Annotated in this window: 18 protein-coding genes; 7 read left to right on the forward strand and 11 right to left on the reverse strand. The window is 63.0% G+C overall.

Annotated features, from left to right (window positions below; all coding sequences use genetic code 11):
* Window positions 1-239 precede the first annotated feature (239 nt).
* The gene (hisC, locus tag PMI07_RS17955; RefSeq protein WP_007763521.1) at window positions 240-1349 is read left to right on the forward strand and encodes a histidinol-phosphate transaminase; all 1110 of its coding nucleotides are present in this window, start codon (window positions 240-242) and stop codon (window positions 1347-1349) included.
* The gene (locus tag PMI07_RS17960; protein WP_007763520.1) at window positions 1346-2278 is read left to right on the forward strand and encodes a prephenate/arogenate dehydrogenase family protein; all 933 of its coding nucleotides are present in this window, start codon (window positions 1346-1348) and stop codon (window positions 2276-2278) included. The genes hisC and PMI07_RS17960 overlap by 4 nt, the downstream gene beginning before the upstream one ends.
* 31 nt (window positions 2279-2309) lie before the next feature.
* Here the strand turns inward: PMI07_RS17960 and PMI07_RS17965 are convergent, their stop codons facing one another.
* The 3 genes from PMI07_RS17965 to PMI07_RS17975 form a co-directional block, all read right to left on the reverse strand.
* Window positions 2310-3725, reverse strand: coding sequence for a metallophosphoesterase (locus PMI07_RS17965; RefSeq protein ID WP_007763518.1), 1416 nt, complete (start codon window positions 3723-3725; stop codon window positions 2310-2312).
* Entirely contained in the window at window positions 3722-4093 is a 372-nt protein-coding gene (locus PMI07_RS17970) for a Fucose-binding lectin II (PA-IIL) (protein ID WP_007763516.1), read from the reverse strand. Before PMI07_RS17970 ends, PMI07_RS17965 begins: the two co-directional genes overlap by 4 nt.
* Before the next feature lie 112 nt (window positions 4094-4205).
* Window positions 4206-5210 (reverse strand): DUF2125 domain-containing protein, encoded by a 1005-nt coding sequence (locus tag PMI07_RS17975; RefSeq protein ID WP_007763515.1) that lies wholly within the window; start codon window positions 5208-5210, stop codon window positions 4206-4208.
* 55 nt (window positions 5211-5265) lie between these two features.
* On the opposite strand from PMI07_RS17975, the gene PMI07_RS17980 reads away from it, so the two are divergent.
* Complete coding sequence (locus PMI07_RS17980) at window positions 5266-5814, forward strand: gamma-glutamylcyclotransferase (RefSeq protein ID WP_024163894.1); 549 nt, start codon at window positions 5266-5268, stop codon at window positions 5812-5814.
* Here the strand turns inward: PMI07_RS17980 and PMI07_RS17985 are convergent.
* The 4 genes from PMI07_RS17985 to ftsE all read right to left on the reverse strand — a co-directional run bounded on the left by PMI07_RS17985 (window position 5799) and on the right by ftsE (window position 9181).
* Entirely contained in the window at window positions 5799-6590 is a 792-nt protein-coding gene (locus tag PMI07_RS17985) for a 1-acyl-sn-glycerol-3-phosphate acyltransferase (protein WP_024163895.1), read from the reverse strand. The two genes, PMI07_RS17980 and PMI07_RS17985, sit on opposite strands and share 16 nt — an antisense overlap.
* Before the next feature lie 84 nt (window positions 6591-6674).
* Window positions 6675-7292, reverse strand: coding sequence for a YdcF family protein (locus tag PMI07_RS17990; protein ID WP_245277196.1), 618 nt, complete (start codon window positions 7290-7292; stop codon window positions 6675-6677).
* 178 nt (window positions 7293-7470) lie between these two features.
* Entirely contained in the window at window positions 7471-8421 is a 951-nt protein-coding gene (locus PMI07_RS17995) for an ABC transporter permease (protein WP_245277197.1), read from the reverse strand.
* A 100-nt stretch (window positions 8422-8521) separates the two neighbouring features.
* Window positions 8522-9181: a cell division ATP-binding protein FtsE gene (gene ftsE / locus PMI07_RS18000; protein ID WP_007770735.1), complete on the reverse strand. Its 660-nt coding sequence runs from the start codon at window positions 9179-9181 to the stop codon at window positions 8522-8524.
* A 207-nt stretch (window positions 9182-9388) separates the two neighbouring features.
* Here ftsE and PMI07_RS18005 point away from each other — a divergent pair, with 207 nt between their 5' ends.
* The 3 genes from PMI07_RS18005 to PMI07_RS18015 all read left to right on the forward strand — a co-directional run bounded on the left by PMI07_RS18005 (window position 9389) and on the right by PMI07_RS18015 (window position 11162).
* Window positions 9389-10048, forward strand: coding sequence for a hypothetical protein (locus PMI07_RS18005; protein ID WP_007770733.1), 660 nt, complete (start codon window positions 9389-9391; stop codon window positions 10046-10048).
* 62 nt (window positions 10049-10110) lie between these two features.
* Complete coding sequence (gene hpt / locus PMI07_RS18010) at window positions 10111-10653, forward strand: hypoxanthine phosphoribosyltransferase (RefSeq protein WP_007770732.1); 543 nt, start codon at window positions 10111-10113, stop codon at window positions 10651-10653.
* Window positions 10654-10784: 131 nt separating this feature from the next.
* On the forward strand, window positions 10785-11162 hold the full coding sequence (locus tag PMI07_RS18015; RefSeq protein ID WP_007770731.1) for a response regulator: 378 nt from the start codon (window positions 10785-10787) through the stop codon (window positions 11160-11162).
* A 4-nt stretch (window positions 11163-11166) separates the two neighbouring features.
* Here PMI07_RS18015 and PMI07_RS18020 read toward each other — a convergent pair whose 3' ends face one another.
* The 4 genes from PMI07_RS18020 to argH form a co-directional block, all read right to left on the reverse strand.
* Window positions 11167-13875: a TIGR02302 family protein gene (locus PMI07_RS18020; protein WP_024163896.1), complete on the reverse strand. Its 2709-nt coding sequence runs from the start codon at window positions 13873-13875 to the stop codon at window positions 11167-11169.
* A 135-nt stretch (window positions 13876-14010) separates the two neighbouring features.
* A complete protein-coding gene (lysA, locus tag PMI07_RS18025) occupies window positions 14011-15279 on the reverse strand; it encodes a diaminopimelate decarboxylase (RefSeq protein ID WP_007766543.1) in 1269 nt (422 codons plus the stop codon).
* Window positions 15280-15294: 15 nt separating this feature from the next.
* Window positions 15295-15501 (reverse strand): hypothetical protein, encoded by a 207-nt coding sequence (locus PMI07_RS18030; RefSeq protein WP_007766542.1) that lies wholly within the window; start codon window positions 15499-15501, stop codon window positions 15295-15297.
* A 103-nt stretch (window positions 15502-15604) separates the two neighbouring features.
* A complete protein-coding gene (gene argH, locus PMI07_RS18035; RefSeq protein WP_007766541.1) occupies window positions 15605-17008 on the reverse strand; it encodes an argininosuccinate lyase in 1404 nt (467 codons plus the stop codon).
* A gap of 23 nt (window positions 17009-17031) precedes the next feature.
* Between argH and PMI07_RS18040 the strand changes: the two genes are divergently transcribed.
* Window positions 17032-17700 (forward strand): TlpA disulfide reductase family protein, encoded by a 669-nt coding sequence (locus PMI07_RS18040; protein ID WP_007766539.1) that lies wholly within the window; start codon window positions 17032-17034, stop codon window positions 17698-17700.
* Window positions 17701-17987 lie beyond the last annotated feature (287 nt).

Raw genomic sequence — 17987 nt, forward strand, 5'->3', positions numbered from 1 at the left:
CAGCCCGCTCCTCATTTTTTTGCTCATACCCTCGGATAGGAGGGAACGAAACGGTGCGTCAGATCCCTTCTCCCCGTCAGAACGGGGAGAAGGTGCCGGCAGGCGGATGAGGGGCATCGCCGTCGCCCGCATCTCTCGTGGGAGTGGAGCCCCAAGCACACACTCGACAAAGCCGAATTTCGGCTTTAATCCCACTGGATCACACCCGCCGTCCAGGCTTTCCAAAAAAGGTTGATCCGATGAGCATCGTCACGAGTGAGCCCGTTCCGCGTCCAGGCATCCTGGATATCGCCGCCTATGTGCCCGGCAAGGAACATGCTCCGGGCGTGGCACGCGTCTTCAAGCTTTCCTCCAACGAAACGCCGCTCGGCGCCAGCCCCAAGGCAATCGAGGCCTTCGCACAAGCCGCCGGCCATCTCGAACTCTATCCGGACGGCCAGGCGATAGCGCTGCGCGAGGCGATCGCGTCGGTGCATGGCCTCAATATCGCGAACATCATGTGCGGCAACGGCTCGGATGAGCTGCTCGGCCTGCTCTGCCACGTCTATCTCGGCGCCGGCGACGAGGCCATCATCACCGAGCACGGCTTCCTCGTCTACAAGATCCAGATCATGGGCGCCGGCGCCACGGTGGTCGAGGTAAAGGAGAAGGATTGCACCGTCGATGTCGACGCGATCCTCGCCGCGGTCACCGACAAGACGAAGATGGTGTTCATCGCCAATCCGGGCAATCCGACCGGCACCTATGTCCCGGTCGCCGATATCCGCCGCCTGCATGCCGGGCTGCCGAAGAGCGTCATTCTGGTGCTCGACGCGGCTTACGCGGAATATGTGCGCAAGAACGACTACGAAGCCGGCCTCGAACTGGTGTCCTCCAACAAGAACGTGGTAATGACCCGCACCTTCTCGAAGGTCTACGGCCTTGCGGCGCTGCGCATCGGCTGGATGTACGGCCCGGCCGGCATTCTCGACGCGCTCAACCGCGTGCGCGGCCCGTTCAACATGAACGCGCCGGCGATCGCCGCGGGTGCGGCCGCGATCCGCGACCAGGCCTTCGTCGAAAAGGCCGTCGAGCACAACAATCTCTGGCTCGACAAGCTTACCCATGCGCTGGAAGCGATCGGTCTCAAGGTGACGCCGTCGGTTACCAATTTCGTGCTCATCCATTTCCCGGATGTCGACGGCAAGCGGGCGCCGGAAGCGGATGCGTTTCTCACCAGCCGCGGCTACATCCTGCGCGCCGTCAAAGGTTACGGTTTCCCGAACGCGCTGCGCATGACCATCGGCTCGGAAGAGGCCAATCGCGGCGTCATCGAGACGCTCGGCGAATTCATGGGTAAAAGCGCATGAGCACGCCGCATTTCGACAGGATCGCGCTGATCGGCATCGGCCTGATCGGCTCGTCGATCGCCCGTGACGTCAAGGAACTGGGCCTGGCCGGCGAGGTGGTGATTTCCAGCCGCAGCGCCGAAACCCTGAAACGTGCCGAAGAGCTGGCGCTCGGCACGCATTATGTCGCGTCCGCGGCCGATGCGGTGAAGAATGCCGACCTCGTCATCGTCTCGGTGCCGGTCGGCGCATCGGAAGCGGTTGCCAGGCAGATCGCCGGCAGCCTCAAGCCCGGCGCCATCGTCACCGACGTCGGTTCCACCAAGGCGTCGGTCATCGCGCAGATGGCGCCGCATATGCCGGAAGGCGTGCATTTCATTCCGGGCCATCCGCTGGCGGGTACCGAAAAATCCGGTCCGGATGCCGGCTTCGTCGGTCTTTTCCGGGATCGCTGGTGCATCTTCACGCCGCTGCCGGATACGGATCAGGCCGCTCTCGACACCCTGAAATCCTTCTGGATGGCGCTCGGCTCGCGGATCGACGAGATGGATCCGCAGCACCATGACAAGGTTCTGGCGATCGTCTCCCACCTGCCGCATATCATCGCCTACAACATCGTCGGCACGGCGGACGATCTCGAGACGGTGACCGACGCGGAAGTCATCAAATATTCCGCCTCCGGTTTTCGCGATTTCACCCGCCTTGCCGCGTCCGACCCCACCATGTGGCGTGACGTCTGCCTGCACAACAAGGATGCGATCCTGGAAATGCTGGCGCGCTTTTCGGAAGACCTCGCCTATCTGCAGCGGGCGATCCGCTGGGGCGAGGGCGACAAGCTGTTCGAACTCTTCACCCGCACCCGCGCCATCCGCCGCTCGATCGTCCAGGCCGGCCAGGATGTCGACGCGCCGGACTTCGGCCGCCACGCGCTCGATCCGAAGAAGGCGTGACAGTCCGGCGGTCGCTGCCCCGCGCGGCGGCCTACTGGCATTTCTTCACGGTGGTGTTTGCGAGCGTCGAGATGGCGTAGGTCTGGTTCTCTTCGTTGAAGGCCATCGTCAGTTCGAGGGTCAGCGGGTCTCCCACGGCAGGGCTGGCGCCGTTTTTGGGAACCACCGTCCCGCTCCAGAGCGGCGGCGGGGGTGGGTATTGCGACATCTCCACAACCGAGTTGTTGGAAACGGCAACGCCCGCGGACGGAGCCAGCTGGCAGCTGTACTGGTCGATATCCGTCTGGCAGAAATTGGCTCCGAATGTTCCCGCCGAAAGCATGGTAGTCGGCGAGTTCAAGACGATGGAGACGTTGACGGGCTCGGCGATGGCATTTCCGATATCGGGAAGTGATACGGTTGCCGGCGTGCTTGCGCCACAGGTGCCGGTGAGCTGGCCGTTTTGCAGGAAGACCTGGGCTGACGCATCAAAATTATAGCTGTTGCCGAGGATCACCGAGATCGCCTGAACCTGGTCCATCACGCTGCGATCCGTCCATGTATTCTGCACGAAGGGTGCGAGCGGGATCATGTTGAACGCGATGTCGTTGGCGGAGAGCGATAGCGTCGTCACGTGATGGAGGTCGCCGGCATTGGGGCTTCCTTCCTTCGTGTCTCCGCCGGCCGACCCGACGACCCAGTACTGGATGCCGTCAAGCTTGGAATCGGCCTGATTGTAATGCGTATGTCCCGCGATCACCGCCTTGACCGGGTATTGGGCCAGCAGCGCATGGACCCGCTTCCACCCCGTCCAGTTGTACCAGAGCGGCTGATGCAGGAAAACGACGATGCCGTCCTTGCCGCCCGCATTCGCCTGAAGATCCTGCTGGAGCCAGGCAAACTGCTGGTCGGAGATCTGCGCGTAGAAGACATTGCCCCAGCGCGGATCGGTATCGAGATGTTCGAGGCTGTCGAGCGCGACGAAATGCCAGTTCTGGACGTTGAAGGAATAATAGAGGTTCTGCGCCACCAGCGGATTGAGCGGCGTGTAAAGTTGCTGGAACAGCTGCTCGCGGGACCGGTCGGTGGAGTCCTGGACGAAGACCGGCGGATTGACGTCGTGATCGCCGGGCGTCATGTACCAGGGGGCCTTCAACCCGCCGAGTATGCCCGTCGCCTGGTTGAAGCGGGTGGTGATCTGACTGGGTGTCTGGGTGCTTTCGACCAGATCTCCGAGATGCAGAACGACCGCCGGCGGGGTGCCGGCCGCGTTGAGAGCATCCACGCCCTGTTGCAGCACGGTATAGGACTGGTCGATATTGGAGGAACCCGTCTGGTCGCCGATGAGGCCCACCACGATCGGGCTCGCCAATGCAGCCTGACCGAGCGCCATCCAAAAGAGCGCGGCGGTCAGCGAGGCGCGTATCCGCCGTGCGGCTGCATTCGGGATGAGCGCGGCCTTCGTCATGACAGCGGCACCCACCAGAGGAACTGCACCACAGCGTCGTTATAGTCCCGGTCAACCTGGTCCTCGGAGAGGAGGACCTGAAGGTTCATCGTGCCGATGGAGCAGCCGCCCGGAAGTAGGGCAGATTCCTGCCACGTATTCCCGCCGTTTGCCGAGTGCTGGACATCCACGGTTGCCTGGACGTCCTGGCTGCCGGACGGGGTCATGACGAAGGTGGAGCCGATCTGGTGATTGCCTTCGCCGGTGCCCTGCCACAGGATCGGGCTGGCGCCGGGCACCGTGATCGTGACCTTTTGCAGGTCCGCCGCGTTGGTCAATGCCGTGACGAAGACGTTCGTCGATGGTGGCAGAAGAATGGTTGCAGGCATTTCTTGTCCCCCCCAAAAAAGATGACGGGAGCTTGCCTCAGTCGCGGCGGAAATACAACATTAAATTGTATGAAATTATGGTTGCTACCAATTCTAAAGCCAAGGCCGAAATTCAGATCGGCGGGATTTCACCGATCTGGATAAAGCCGCCGGCGAACACCTTGCCGCGGTTGATGGTGAGATCGAGCGATGCGCTCTTGCCGCGGCCGAGTGCGGACAGCATGTTGGCGGCGGTTTTCAGCGTCGGGGCGATCTGCGGAAATGCCTGGCTCAGGCTGTCGCGCCAAGCATCGATCTGCTCGACCCGGAGCTTCAGCTTGCCCGACAGGTAGCCTTGCTCGTCGAAGGAAAAGGGACCGGAAACGGTGATCAGCTTGCCTTCGCCGAGATCGGCCGAAAGGCTGCGCATCTGCCCTTGCGTGCCATAGAGAGCGGTGCCGTTCGGATCGCTTCCGTCGATCATGCCGGCGCGGCCAGTCAGGGTCAGGTCGAGATTGGCCGTGAACCGTGGCAGAAGCTGGGGCAGGTCCTTCATCACCATGTCGGTGTTTTGGAGTGTCAGGGCCGCATCGAGATCGTTGCCGTTCTGGCGCAGATGGATCTCGGTGTGGCCGGCGCTGATGTTGAAAGCCTGGCCGGTGGCCGACGACAGGATGTTCGTTTTCGCGTTCTCGATCACCGTCGAGGTGCGCTCCACCCCGCGAAACCGGGTGATCAGGCTCGACTGGAAATTTTCCCAGGTGGTGGAAATCGAAAGTCCGTGGCCGGTGCGGATTTCGACCGGCGAATCGAGTTCCCAGACGATATGGCCGGGATTGTAGACCTGGGCTGCGGACCGCAGGGATCCGAACATTGCGGAAATGCCGTTGGTGCGATCGTCGACCGATACCTTCGAGCAGAACAGGCCGATCCGGAAGGGGTAGCCGCGATAGTCCGCGTCAGCGCATTCGGCCGAGATGCCGCGTTTTTCCTGGCTGCCGAGCAGGCTCAGCGTCCGCTCCTTCAGCACCGAGGCGCCATAGAACCAGCCGGCCGTGTAAAGTGCGATCACCAGCACCACCCCGCAGGCGAGTAGCCATAATTTTCCGCTGACGCCGGTTCGGCTTGACGCTGCCATGATGTTCTCCAATGGTGCTGGGAAAGTTGGGGCGGGGCGCTTCGATTGGAATGGTGTGGCGCGGGATATGGACGAATTTTGGGTGTTTGGCTACGGGTCCCTGATGTGGAATCCGGGTTTTGCGTTTGAGGAAAGACTGACTGCACGTGCCTTCGGCTTCCGCCGCTCCCTCTGCGTCTGGTCTCATGTGCATCGCGGCACGCCGGATCATCCGGGCCTGGTCCTCGGTCTCGACCGCGGCGGTTCATGCCGCGGCGTCGCCTTCCGGGTAAGCGAGGAGAACCGGGAGGACGTGCTCGACTATCTGCGCCGCCGGGAACTCGTTACGAATGTCTATCTGGAAAAGATCCTGCCCGTTTCGCTCGGCGACGGGCGGCAGGTGAAGGCCGTCGGTTATATCGTTGATCGCAATCATGTCCAGTATGCCGGGGCGCTCGAGATCGAGCAGGCGGCGGAGATCGTCCGCGTGTCCTCCGGTCAATCGGGGCCGAACGATACCTATGTGTTCAATACGCTGGCGCATCTGAAGGACATGGGTATCCGCGATCACTGGCTGGAAGAGGTCGGCGCGACCGTGGCCACTTTCAGTCAGGCCGCCGTCTGAGCCTTCAGCTCCGCAAGCCGTTTGACCGCCGAGGGCGGCAGGGGCAGGTGCGGGTTGGCGGCCACGGTCTCGATCAGCAGCTTGTCGCTTTCCCGTTCCAGCGTCTCGACCAGAAGGGCGTAGAAGGCATCCGGATCCATGCCCGGCGCGATCGGCGGCAGGATGCGGACCTTGAAATGACCGGGATATTTGATGAGCTTGCGGCGGCCCCAGAACAGGCCCCAATGGGCGACGATCGGCACGACGGGCACCTGCACGTCGCGATAGATGCGGGCGATGCCGTAGCGGTATTGCGGCTCGGCACCCGGCGGGCGGCGCGTGCCTTCCGGGTAGATGATGAGCTGGCGGTTGTTGGCCATCTCCTCCTTCGTCCGGTTCATGACGTCGACCATGACCTTGCCGCGGGCGCCACGGTTGACCGGGATCATCTTCTGCTTGGCGGCATACCAGCCGAACAGCGGGATCCACATCAGCTCGCGCTTGAGGATATAGACCGGGTCCCGCTGCCAGGGCAGGAGGGCGACGGTATCCCAGGCGGATTGATGCTTGGGGGCGAAGATGCAGCCGCCTTCGGGCACGTTTTCCAGCCCCTCGATCTCGAACGTGGCGCCGATGATCTTTGCCATCAGCCAGTTGCAGGAGGCGGCCCAGGCTTTGGGGATGCGGTAGGCCGCCTTGCGCGGCATCAGGAAATAGATCGGGCTCAGCACGATCATGCGGACGATCAGGTTTGTGTAGAAGGCGGTATTGAAAAGAACCGAACGCACCAGCAGCATGAAAGGCTTCCTCTTGGACAGGCGTTGCCTACACGAGATCGCGCCGCGAAAAAAGCGCCAGGGTGTCATGCGGAGGGAAAAGTGTCAGGGCGCGGGCTTTGAGGCGGTCTTCGGCGGGTCATCGTTGCGCAATCCGCTGCCGCGCTCGATGCCGAACCAGTCGCGGCCTGTGGCGAGCACGACCTTGCCGTATTCCGAAAGCATGGTGCGCAACACATCCGGCTCGGCAAACCAGGCTTTTCGGGTGAGATCGGAACTGACCACGGGATAGGGAATGAACACGGTCACCGGGTCGGCACGGCGCAGTTCGTGCAGGCTGCGCAGCATGTGGTAGTTGTTGGTGACGACCAGCACGGACTTGTATCCGTGGTCGTGGATCCAGCGGGTGATCTCGTTGGCATTGCCGATCGTGTCGATCGCATCGTAACCGATATCGACGCAGCAGGCGAAGAGATCCGGCGATGCCTGCGTGACCTTGCGGATCTGGGTGGGGCTGGTGGACGGATGCGCGCCGGAGATCAGCAGTCGCTGGCCGGCTCCGTCCCGCAAGAGCCCGAGCGCCTGCTCGATGCGCAGATAGCCGCCGGTCAGGACGACGATCGCGTCGGCCTTGACGCCGTCAGGTGCCTTCAGCGAGGTCACGGCATTCGCGAACCATAAAAATCCGCCGAAAAGCAGGGCCAATCCGAGCACGCAGGCCATGATGATACGGCGCGCGGCCCATCGCAGGCGGCTGTTGCGTGAAAACACTCCACCGAACCACCGCCGCGGGTGGCGCTCCGTTCCATTTTCGGGTGTGGTCGGGGCCGGTGTCATGACTGTCCATAGCCGGAGATTCGTGGCGAGAACAGGGCCAACCTACAGAGGGACGGGACCCGTTTCAAGAAGCTGATAATCCGTCGGAACGCGCCGGATCGGAGCGGATCAGGTCGATTTCGTCGATCGTGCGCATGACCGTGAACCGGGCCGTCAGTGTCGTCAGCAGCGCGATCACGATCATCGTCGCGAAAATGCCGAGATAACCGCCGACGCCGATGGTGAAGGAGCCGAACAGGGCGCTGGCCTGGTCGCTTTCCGGCGTCGCCAGCGAATTGGCCTGCCACATGTTGGCGACAGCAAAGATCGCGGCTGCGAGCGCACCGCCGGCGGCCGACCCCTTGATGCTGATCTTCAGGAAATGTTTCTGGAATTCACCGGCCACGAACGAGCTCTCGGCGCCGACGAAATGCAGAACCTCGACGATATGGCGATTGCCGGAGAGCGCCCCGCGCGTGGCGAAGATCACCGTCAGGATCATCGCCGTGAAGACGAGAACGAGGACGCCCATGCCGATCAGCACCGTGGTGTGGGCCATCGACACCAGGCGATCCACCCAGGTCCGGTGATCGTCGAGGAAGGCTTGCGGGATTTCCGTCTTCAGGAGATCGCGCATTCCGGCGAAATCGGGCGGGTTCTGCTCGTCGATGGTGATGATGACGAGGCGCGGTATGGGCAGGTCGTCGAAGTTCAATCCGGTACCGAGCCATGGCTCCAGAAGCCTTGCCGTGGCGCTTTCGTCCATGATCGTGCCCTCGCGGGTGCCGACGAAGGTGAGGGCCAGGTCGCGGGCCTTCTTCAAGGCTGCGTTCATGTCCAGCCCGTCATCGGGTTTGATCTGGATGGTGATCTCGCGGGAAATCTGGCTCTGCCAGCTCGATGCCGTCGCCCTCACCATGCTGACCGCGCCGAGCGTCAGGCAGGCGAGGAAGGCCATGATGGCGATCACCACCATCAGCGCGTTGCCCTGGATGTTGGAGGGCGGCAGGATCGGCGCGGTCGGCCGCACCCGCATCTCGACGCGGCGCGCCTGTTTCTGGCCCGCCGGCGAGGACTGCTGCTCGTTTGCGGGCTTTTGCGGTTGGGCGCTCTTCGTCGCTTTCGGGCGGCTCAGCTCATTCATAGATGTCGAGCCGCCCTTCGGTGAGGATCATCCGCCGTGCGTCCACCTGGTCCATCAAAGCCAGATCATGGGTGGCGATGACGACGGCGGTGCCGAGCCGGTTGAGTTCGAGGAAGAGATTGAGGAGCCGGCGCGCCATCGGCGGGTCGACATTGCCCGTCGGCTCGTCGGCGAGCAGGATTTCCGGCTGGTCCATCAGCGCGCGGGCGATCGCTGCACGCTGTTTTTCGCCGCCTGAAAGAACGGCCGGCAGCACGTTGATGCGTTCGCCGAGCCCGACCCACTTCAGAAGCTCGATCACGTCGTTGCGGTAGGAGCTCTCCTCCTTGCCACGCACGCGCAGCGGCAGCGCGACGTTCTCATAGGTGGTCAGGTGGTCGAGCAGGCGGAAATCCTGGAAGACGATGCCGACCCGACGGCGCAGCATCGGCAGTTCGGCGCGCGGGATCTGCGACAGGTCGCGGCCGAACATGTGGATGATACCGCGGGTCGGGTGCAGCGACATGAACAGCAGGCGCAGCAGTGTGGTCTTCCCAGCGCCCGATGGGCCCGTGAGGAACTGGAATGAGCGCTTGGGGATGTCGAAGGTCATATCCCGCAGGATCTCCGGACCCATCCCATAGCGCAGACCAACGTTTTCGAAATGAATCAACGGCTGACCCAGTCCTCGCTCTTTCGACTCTCTGGTGCCCGTCTATCTCTTAACGACCCGGGTAAACGAACGGTAAATCGCGCGCGGAAAAGGGCTAATTTCAGGCCTTATTTGCGAAGCGTTAACCATTTGAATTTACGACTAGGTGGGATTCGATTCAATGCCCGCCATCCCGAACAAAGGGGAAAACGGGCCGAAGAGGGCCCCATGAGCACGTTTAGCAGCCATCAGGGCAAGACGGTCATCCGGATGGACATCCTGCCGCCGGAACCTTCCGCACGCAGCACAAGGGTGAACCAGCGGCGAGGCGAGGTGGTCGACGCCCAGTTCGTCACCGTTCGCGACACTTTCCGCCGCGGGCCGACCCGGCGCTCCCACAACGACAATCGCAGCAATCGCGCAGATTCTGCCGCAATGGCCCGGCCATCCCCTGAGCGGATACTCGCTGGCATCGAGCGTGGCCTGATGCGTCTCTCCGCCGATTTCTTCTCGGCGGTGGTGGCGGCTGTGTTCGTTGTCGTTTTCAGCCTCGCGGGCGGCTTCACGTTTCTGTTCGCCGGTTCAGCAACGGCCGAGGCAGGCCCGACGCTCGACATCACCCATGTGACGATGACGCCGCAGGATGCCAACGGCATGCGCGTGCTGCTGATCAACGGCATCGTCGAGAACCGCAGCGGCGACAATCGGGCCATGCCGCAGATCCGCGCCGATCTGATGTCGGGTGGCAGCGTGACAGCGACGACGCTGATCTCGCCGCCGGCCTCGTCCATCGAAGGCGGCCAGAGCCGTGGCTTCTCGGCGCGCGTACCTCACCCCGGTGGAAAACTGCCCGATCTGCGGCTTTCCTTCGCGGAACGGGGCGCCTAAAGCTTTCGCTTTCTCGGTTGATTGTGGTATCGCGGTTTTTTACGGACACGTAGGAGACCCTCATGCCCGTCGTACGCGGTAAAATCATCGAGCCGCTTTATACCGCCGAACAGATCGCCGAGCGCAACCATGCGATCGCGGCACAGATCGCCACAGGGCCGACCAAGGATCTGCTCGTTATCGCCATCCTCAAGGGCTCGTTCATCTTCGCCGCCGACCTTTTGCGCGCGCTGCATGACGTCGGTCTGGCGCCGGAAGTCGAGTTCGTGACGCTGTCGAGCTATGGTGCCGGCACCGTTTCGCAAGGCGTGCGGATCGTCAAGGACATCGACAGCGACGTGAAGGACCGCGATGTGCTGCTGATCGACGACATCCTCGAATCCGGCCGCACCCTGAAATTTGCCAAGGAAATGCTCTATGAGCGCGGCGCCCGCAACGTTTCGATCGCCGTATTGCTCGACAAGCGCGTCAAGCGCCAGGAAGATCTCGAGGCGGACTATGTCGGTTTCGAATGCCCGGATTACTTCGTCGTCGGCTACGGCATGGATGTCGCCTACGCTTTCCGCGAGCTGCCTTTCGTCGGCGTGGTGACGGGAGACGCCTGATCGAAATTGCCTGAGCGGGCGAGACGAGATATTAACCATGTCGGCCCGCAACGGGCCGACGTTTACTCCTCGACAAGAAAACTCTGTTGATTTGCGTCCCATACAAACAGAACACGGGAGCGATCACCGCAATGGCAAAAATCCTGATTACCGAGGACGAAGATTCGCTTCGCATGTTCGTTGCGCGGGCGCTTCGTCTCGATGGTCATGAGACCCATGAAGCGGCCGACGGCGCCGAGGGACTTGAAAAGCTGGGCGAGGGGACCTTCGATCTGCTGCTATCCGACATCCGCATGCCTGTCATGGACGGGATCGAACTGGTGCACCAGGCTTCCGCCAAGTTCCCGGACCTCAAGATCCTGCTGATGACCGGTTATGCCGAGCAACGGGAGCGGGCCGACGATCTCGCAGCGAAGATCATCGACGTCGTGCAGAAGCCCTTCGCGCTTCCCGACATCCGCCGGGCTGTCGCCTCGGCCCTGGCGGCCGCAGACTCGCACGCGGCCTGATCGCTCAACGGATATCCAGAAGCCGTTCCAGGTATTGCCGCTCCGCCTCGCCGGACAGGGCGTTGCCGAGCTTTTCGCGGATTGCTTCGAGGATTTCGCGAGCCCGCTGGACATCGATTTCATCAGGCACCTTCACCTGATCGCCGAAATCCGGGCCTGACGTGGCACGCGGGCGCCCAAGCGGGTCGCGGCCGTTCTGGCCACCCTGCGAGGTCATGTTCTCGCCCGGGCCGCCGCGATCCTGGCCTTGGCCTTGACCCTGGCCCTGCTGCTGCATGGCCTGCATCATCTGCTGCATCATGTTCTGGGCGCCCTGGCGCAGCGCGCTCAGCGCATTGCCTTGGCCCTGAACGGCCTGCTCGCCCTGGCCCTCGCCGAGCGCCTTGCCGGCATTGCCCATTTCGCTCTGCGCCTTGCCGAAACCTTCGCCGGGCTGCATGCCGAGGCCCTTCAGCGCCTGCTGCAGCTCTTCCAGCTTCTTGCCGAGGCCTTCCTGCTGGGCGCGGAGGTTCTTCAGCGCTTCACGAAGCTGCTCGGCGGTCATCTGGTCGGTGTTCTGCTGCCCCTGCTGACCCTGTTGGCCCTGCTGCCCTTGCTGCTGCTGGCCTTCCTGGCCCGGCCGCTCGTTCGGGTCGCCGCGCTGCATGCGGTCGCGCAGCGCCTGGTCCAGCTTGAAGGTCTGGTCCATCAGCCGCTGCTGTTCCTGCATGATCTCGCCGAGCTTGTCGATCTGCTGGCGCATCTGGCTGTTCTGCTGCTGCTGGCCCTGCTGGCCGCGCTGCGGCCGGCCTGCCTGCAGGTTGTTCATCATCCGCTGCAGTTCGTTGAGCATCTGCTGGGCGGCATCGCGATTGCCGGACCGGGCGAGGTTCTCGATCTGGTCCATCATATTCTGCAGGTCGCGTTGGCGGATGACGTTCTGGGACTGCATGTTGTTGGGCGCCTGCGGGGCGTTCTGCATGCGCTGCGCCAGTTCGTTCATGAACTGCTGCATGGCTTCGCGCAGTTCCTGCATCAGCTTTGCGATCTCCTGGTCGGACGCCTTGTTCTGCAGCGCTTCGGCGAGATTGCGCTGGGCGTCGCGCAGGCGGCGTTCGGCCTGAGACAGGTCGCCATCCTCGATGCCGAGCGCGATCTCCCAGAGATATTCGGCCGTATCCTTCAGCTGTTCCTCGTTGCGGGCAAGCTTCATGCGCTCGAGCGCCGAACGGATCAGCAGGAAGTGGCTGAGGTTCGGAATCGTCTCGTCGGGACGGATTGCCAGCGCCTCGTTGAGCTCGATGGCGCGGGGCATCTGGCGGGTGTCAAGCGCGAAGACCTGGCGCTCTTCGGCAACGGCGGCGGCGAGCGGTTCGGAGAAGCCGCGCGACGGCAGCACCATTTCATGGGTCGGGCTGCGGCCGGTCTGGCCGGCGCCGTCCTTGGCGATCAGGGTAATCTTGACCCGCTTGCCGGCAAGCGGATGCTCGATGAGGCTGCGGCTCGTCAGGCTCTTGACCTCGCGGCTGTTCTGGCGCGGCAGGTCGAGCCGGTAGTCCGGCGGCGGATAAAGGGGCGTTGCGCCCGGAGCCGGCTGATCGACCGGTTCGATCAGCGCATGGGCCTCGCGGATGCCGTAATCGTCCTTGCCGGTGAAGCCGATCTCCAGCGCGCCGTTGACGGAACGCTTCGGCTGGCCGTCGAAGGCGATTTCCGGGGGGCGATCCGGAATGACATCGAAGGCCCAGGTCTGGCCATTGACGGTCAGGCTGCCGCTCTCGGCGACATTCAGTGCATAAGTGCGCGGCTGCCGCGGCTGATTGGGCTGTTGCTGAGCCGCCGGCTGGGCCGATGTCTGTGAGGCAGGGGCCTGCTGTCCGGGAGCACCTTGCTGCGGCTGCTGTGCGGCGGCTTCCGCCGCCTTCTTGGCTTCCTCGGTGGTGAGCGTCGACGGCTGTCCGCCGGCCTTCGGCGCGAAGACCACGGCCTCGCCGCCTTCACCGCCGGTGACACGCACGGTCAGCGCCGAATTCTGCGGAATGGAGACGGCGGCGACGGTTGCGGTCGCCTCGCGGCCGGTCAGGAACACCGGAGCCCGGCCGGTATAGGAGGGCGGCGTCAGCCAGGCGTCGATGCGCAGGTCCGGGTTGATGCTCGGCGCCGGCGGCGCGGGCCGGAAGGCATCGGCAGGGGAACCGCCGCCATTCGAGAACGAATAACCGAGCGCGACGACGAAGACGAGAGCTGGAATGGCGCGGAGCGCGAACCGGTCGTACCGGGCGATATCCGGCTGCGGCAGGCCGGCATCGAGCGCTGCGATGCGCTCGGCCATACGGATCTGGTGTTCCTTCCAGAGGGCGCGGGAAAAGGCCGTTTCGAAAGCCGGCTGGTCGTCCTGCACGCCGACCGGCTGATGGGGCAGGTTGTTGCGGACTTCCAGAAGCCGATCGGCTTCAGCCACCGCCGGCCAGCGCAGGCGGCTGAACGGCAAAATCGCATACACGAAGGCAAAGGCGAAGCCGCCGACCAGGACCCAGCGCACCCAGTCCGGCGCGATCCGGAAAATCCCGAACCAGGCAACCGACAGGAACAGTGCCGCGATCCCGAGGGGGGCGAGCAGCAGCGGCAAAATCCGTTCGAAAAACAACACGATCCGGGCGAAGGACCGTTTCAGTGCGACGCGGCGCGCAAGCACGGGATGCGATTCGAAGGCACCTTTGCGGATGAAGCTCATGCGGTCCGTCTCCAATCGTGGCGGCGCAAATCAAGCTTCCAAGATAACAGTGTTTGTGGCGAAGACGAGGGCAGGGGGCAATTCGCCCCCATATTTTCCCGGATTTCCCGTAAAAGTGAACGTCGCGTTAAGCGGTCACGCAAGCCATGCGGGCACGGAATCGAGGCCGATGAGCTCTTCGTAGCTGCCGCGCGGGCGCACCACATGGAACTCCGATCCCTTCACCAGAACCTCGGGCACCAGCAGCCGGGTGTTGTAGGTGCCCGCCTGCACGGCGCCATAGGCGCCTGCCGAAGCGACGGCGATCAGGTCGCCTGGCTTCGGTTCCGCCATCTCGCGGTCGAGCGCCAGGTAGTCGCCGGTTTCGCAGACCGGGCCGACCACATCCCCCTTGATGCGCGGAGCATCGGCCGGCGGAACCACGACCGGTCGGATCATGTGATAGGCGTCGTAGAGCGTCGGGCGGATCAGGTCGTTCATCGCGCCGTCGACGATCACGAACGACTTTTCGCCGCCGTCCTTCACGTAGATGACCTCGGTCACCAGGATGCCGGCATTGCCGACGATCAGCCGGCCGGGCTCGGTGACGATCTTGCACTCCAGCGATCGCAGCTGGCGCTTCACCGTTTCCGCATAGGCATCGGGAAGCGGCGGCGGGTTGTTGTCCTCGCGATAGGGGATGCCAAGGCCGCCGCCGATATCGACATGATCGATGCGGTGGCCGTCGCTGCGCAGCGTATCGACCAGTTCGCGCAATAGCCGGAAGGCATCCTCGAAAGGCTGCAGTTCGGTGATCTGGCTGCCGATATGCATGTCGATGCCGGTGACGCCGATGCCATCGAGCGTCGCCGCATGGGCGTAGACCGCACGGGCGCGTTCATAGGCGATGCCGAACTTGTTTTCCTTCTTGCCCGTCGAAATCTTGGCATGGGTGCCGGCGTCGACATCCGGATTGATGCGGAAGGAGACATGCGCCTTTTTGCCGGCCTTCAAGGCCCTCAGATTCAGGACCTCAAGCTCCGGCTCGGATTCGACGTTGAAGCAGTAGATGCCGGCCGATAGCGCCAGATCCATTTCCTGCACCGTCTTGCCGACGCCGGAAAACATGATGCGGTTCGCCGGAATGCCGGCGGCCAGCGCGCGGCGCAATTCTCCGCCCGACACGACATCGACGCCGGCGCCGAGCCGGCCGAGCGTCTTCAGCACCGCCTGGTTGGAATTAGCCTTCATGGCGTAGCAGACCATGGCGTCCACATCGGAAAACGCCTTGGCGAAAACCTTGTAGTGACGTTCCAGCGTCGCGGTGGAATAGACGTAGAACGGAGTCCCGACCGCCTTGGCGATTTCCGGGATCGGTACGTTCTCGGCGTGCAGCACGCCGTCGATATAGTGGAAATGATTCACGTCAAAACTCGGAAATTACAGGAGCGGGTCGAGTAGGAAGGGCTTTTCGGCAACCGGCTCGGATTTCTTCTCGCCCGGCTTGCCGCTCTTGCGGATGTTCTGCTGTTCTACCGGCGTGCTCGGGCGGTCGAGATCGCCCTTGCGGCCGCAGCCCACGGCAACGACGCCGGCAAGGCTCAGCGCAAAGGTGATGCGGGTAATATTTACCAGGGACTTCGACATTCTATTCCTTCTCCGCCACGGCTGCGGAACTTTCATAGCGAAGTTCCGCTCGCTTGTGCAGTCACTATCCGGCATCACTTCTCGGCGTTCGTTCCGGCCCGGGTCAATTTCTGGCGCGCCACCAGGCGATCTGCTTGCGGACCTCGGACGGCGCCGTGCCGCCGAAGCTGGTGCGGCTGGCGACCGAGGCGTCGACGGACAGGACGTTGAAGACCTTGCCGGTGATCGCCGGATTGATCGACTGGAGCTCTTCGAGCGACAGTTCGGACAGGTCGCAGCCCTTGCTTTCGGCGAGTGCGACGGCGCGGCCGGTCACATGGTGCGCATCGCGGAAGGGAAGGCCGACTTCCCGCACCAGCCAGTCGGCAAGGTCGGTGGCGGTCGAATACCCTGCGCCGGCGGCGGCGCGCATCTTGTCGGCACGGATCGTCATGTCGCGCATCATGCCGGTCATGGCGGCGATTGCCAGCTCCAGGTTCTCGGCAGAGTCGAAGACCTGTTCCTTGTCTTCCTGCATATCCTTGGAATAGGCGAGCGGCAGGCCCTTCATGACGGTCAGGAGAGCCACCAGCGAGCCGTTGATGCGGCCGGTCTTGGCGCGCACCAGTTCGGCGGCATCCGGGTTCTTCTTCTGCGGCATGATCGACGAGCCCGTCGAGAATGCGTCGGACAGGCGCACGAAGCCGAATTGCGGCGTCGACCAGATGACGATCTCTTCGGCGAGCCGCGACAGATGCACGGCGCAGATCGCCGCGACCGACAGGAATTCCAGCGCAAAGTCGCGGTCGGAGACGGTGTCGATCGAGTTGCGGGTCGGTTCGCGGAAGCCGAGGGCCTTCGCCGTCATGTGGCGGTCGATGGGGTAGGGCGTGCCGGCAAGAGCGGCGGCGCCGATCGGGCTTTCGTCGAGATGGTCGATCGCGTGGCGCACACGGGCGCGGTCACGGCCGAACATTTCCACATAGGCCATGCAGTGATGGCCGAAGGTGACGGGCTGGGCTGTCTGGAGATGGGTGAAGCCGGGCATGACCGTATCGGCATGCTCCTCGGCGCGGTCGAGGAAGGCGGCGATCAGGTCGGTCAGCATACGCTCCGTCTTGACGAGTTCTTCCTTGACCCAGAGGCGGAAATCGAGCGCCACCTGGTCGTTGCGCGAGCGGGCGGTGTGCAGCCGTCCGGCGGCGGGGCCGATCAGCACGGCCAGCCGCGCCTCGATGTTCATGTGGATGTCTTCGAGCTTGCGCGAAAATTCGAACTTGCCGGTTTCGATTTCTGACATGATCGTGTTCAGGCCGGACACGATCTTGTCTTTATCTTCGCCAGAAATGATGCCCTTTTCCGCGAGCATCGTCGCATGCGCTATTGAGCCGCGGATATCCTGGGCGAACAGCTTCTTGTCGAAACCGATCGAGGCATTTATCTCCTCCATGATCGCATCCGGCCCTGAAGCGAAGCGTCCGCCCCACATCTGGTTGGAGGATACTGCGTCCTTCGTGCCGTCAGCCATGATGCCTAGTCCTGGAGTAGTTGATGACGACCAAAAGACCTTTCGGCCTTCCGTCCGCCAGATTGATCGTGATTGCCGCCGTCGCGGGAATACTTGCCGGTGCCGTGGCGGTATACGTGAGGAGTGTGGGGTCTGGCAATGGCGAGGCCAGCCTGCTTGCCCAATCCTCCGGCGCCTGCGCGGGGGCGGTCGAAAAGGTAAGGTCGGTTTCGCAATTCTCCAAGGGCCAGGTCGCCGCCATGGTCGCCGCCCAGCCGCCGCGGCCGCTCGACCTCGCCTTCAAGGGACCTGAGGGCCAGGACCTCAATACCGCCGATTTCGCCGGCAAGACGGTGCTGCTCAATCTCTGGGCCACCTGGTGCGGCCCGTGCCGGGAAGAAATGCCGGCGCTGAACGCGTTGCAGAAGGGAATGGGCGGGCCGGATTTCGAGGTCGTGGCGGTGAATATCGATACCGGCAGCGACGAGAAGCCTAAGGCCTTTCTTGCCGAATACGGCGTCGAGACGCTCGGTTATTATCGCGACAGCTCGATGGGCGTCTTCAACTCGCTGAAAAAAGAAGGCCTTGCCTTCGGCCTGCCGGTGACGCTGATCATGGACAGACAAGGCTGCCTGATTTCGGCTATGAACGGCCCGGCGGCTTGGGACAGCCCGGATGCCAGGGCGCTGATAACGGCGGCAAAGGGAATATAATCCCGCTTTTCGAAGTGGAGTAACGTAGGACTCTACGTTATGCTCCCTTTGGTTGTGACGGCGAAAGCAGACGCGCCCTGCCAGGCGCATCGGAGAGGATAGGCCACTTCGACCAAGGCGAAGGCCTCGTTATCCAACTGGAGGGTGAGCTATGTGGTTCAAGCCATTTAGCATCACGTTTACGATACGAAAAACCCGCACGAGCTGGCAGGCAAGCGTGCGGGTACAATTCCTAGCGTAAACACGAGAGGCGGGCAAAAGCTCGCCTCTCACTCCATCAATATAGT

Source organism: Rhizobium sp. CF080, assembly GCF_000282095.2.
Classification (GTDB): Bacteria; Pseudomonadota; Alphaproteobacteria; order Rhizobiales; family Rhizobiaceae; genus Neorhizobium.

Coding starts and splice junctions, on each gene's coding strand:
- PMI07_RS17990 (WP_245277196.1), bottom strand. CDS start 7,292: ATGGCCTGCGTGCTCGGATTGGCCCTGCTTTTCGGCGGATTTTTATGG.
- PMI07_RS17975 (WP_007763515.1), bottom strand. CDS start 5,210: ATGGCAGCGTCAAGCCGAACCGGCGTCAGCGGAAAATTATGGCTACTC.
- PMI07_RS17985 (WP_024163895.1), bottom strand. CDS start 6,590: ATGCTGCTGGTGCGTTCGGTTCTTTTCAATACCGCCTTCTACACAAAC.
- argH (WP_007766541.1), bottom strand. CDS start 17,008: ATGGCTGACGGCACGAAGGACGCAGTATCCTCCAACCAGATGTGGGGC.
- PMI07_RS18015 (WP_007770731.1), top strand. CDS start 10,785: ATGGCAAAAATCCTGATTACCGAGGACGAAGATTCGCTTCGCATGTTC.
- PMI07_RS18005 (WP_007770733.1), top strand. CDS start 9,389: ATGAGCACGTTTAGCAGCCATCAGGGCAAGACGGTCATCCGGATGGAC.
- PMI07_RS17970 (WP_007763516.1), bottom strand. CDS start 4,093: ATGCCTGCAACCATTCTTCTGCCACCATCGACGAACGTCTTCGTCACG.
- PMI07_RS17965 (WP_007763518.1), bottom strand. CDS start 3,725: ATGACGAAGGCCGCGCTCATCCCGAATGCAGCCGCACGGCGGATACGC.
- PMI07_RS17995 (WP_245277197.1), bottom strand. CDS start 8,421: ATGCGGGTGCGGCCGACCGCGCCGATCCTGCCGCCCTCCAACATCCAG.
- PMI07_RS18030 (WP_007766542.1), bottom strand. CDS start 15,501: ATGTCGAAGTCCCTGGTAAATATTACCCGCATCACCTTTGCGCTGAGC.
- PMI07_RS18020 (WP_024163896.1), bottom strand. CDS start 13,875: ATGAGCTTCATCCGCAAAGGTGCCTTCGAATCGCATCCCGTGCTTGCG.
- PMI07_RS18040 (WP_007766539.1), top strand. CDS start 17,032: ATGACGACCAAAAGACCTTTCGGCCTTCCGTCCGCCAGATTGATCGTG.
- PMI07_RS17960 (WP_007763520.1), top strand. CDS start 1,346: ATGAGCACGCCGCATTTCGACAGGATCGCGCTGATCGGCATCGGCCTG.
- hisC (WP_007763521.1), top strand. CDS start 240: ATGAGCATCGTCACGAGTGAGCCCGTTCCGCGTCCAGGCATCCTGGAT.
- hpt (WP_007770732.1), top strand. CDS start 10,111: ATGCCCGTCGTACGCGGTAAAATCATCGAGCCGCTTTATACCGCCGAA.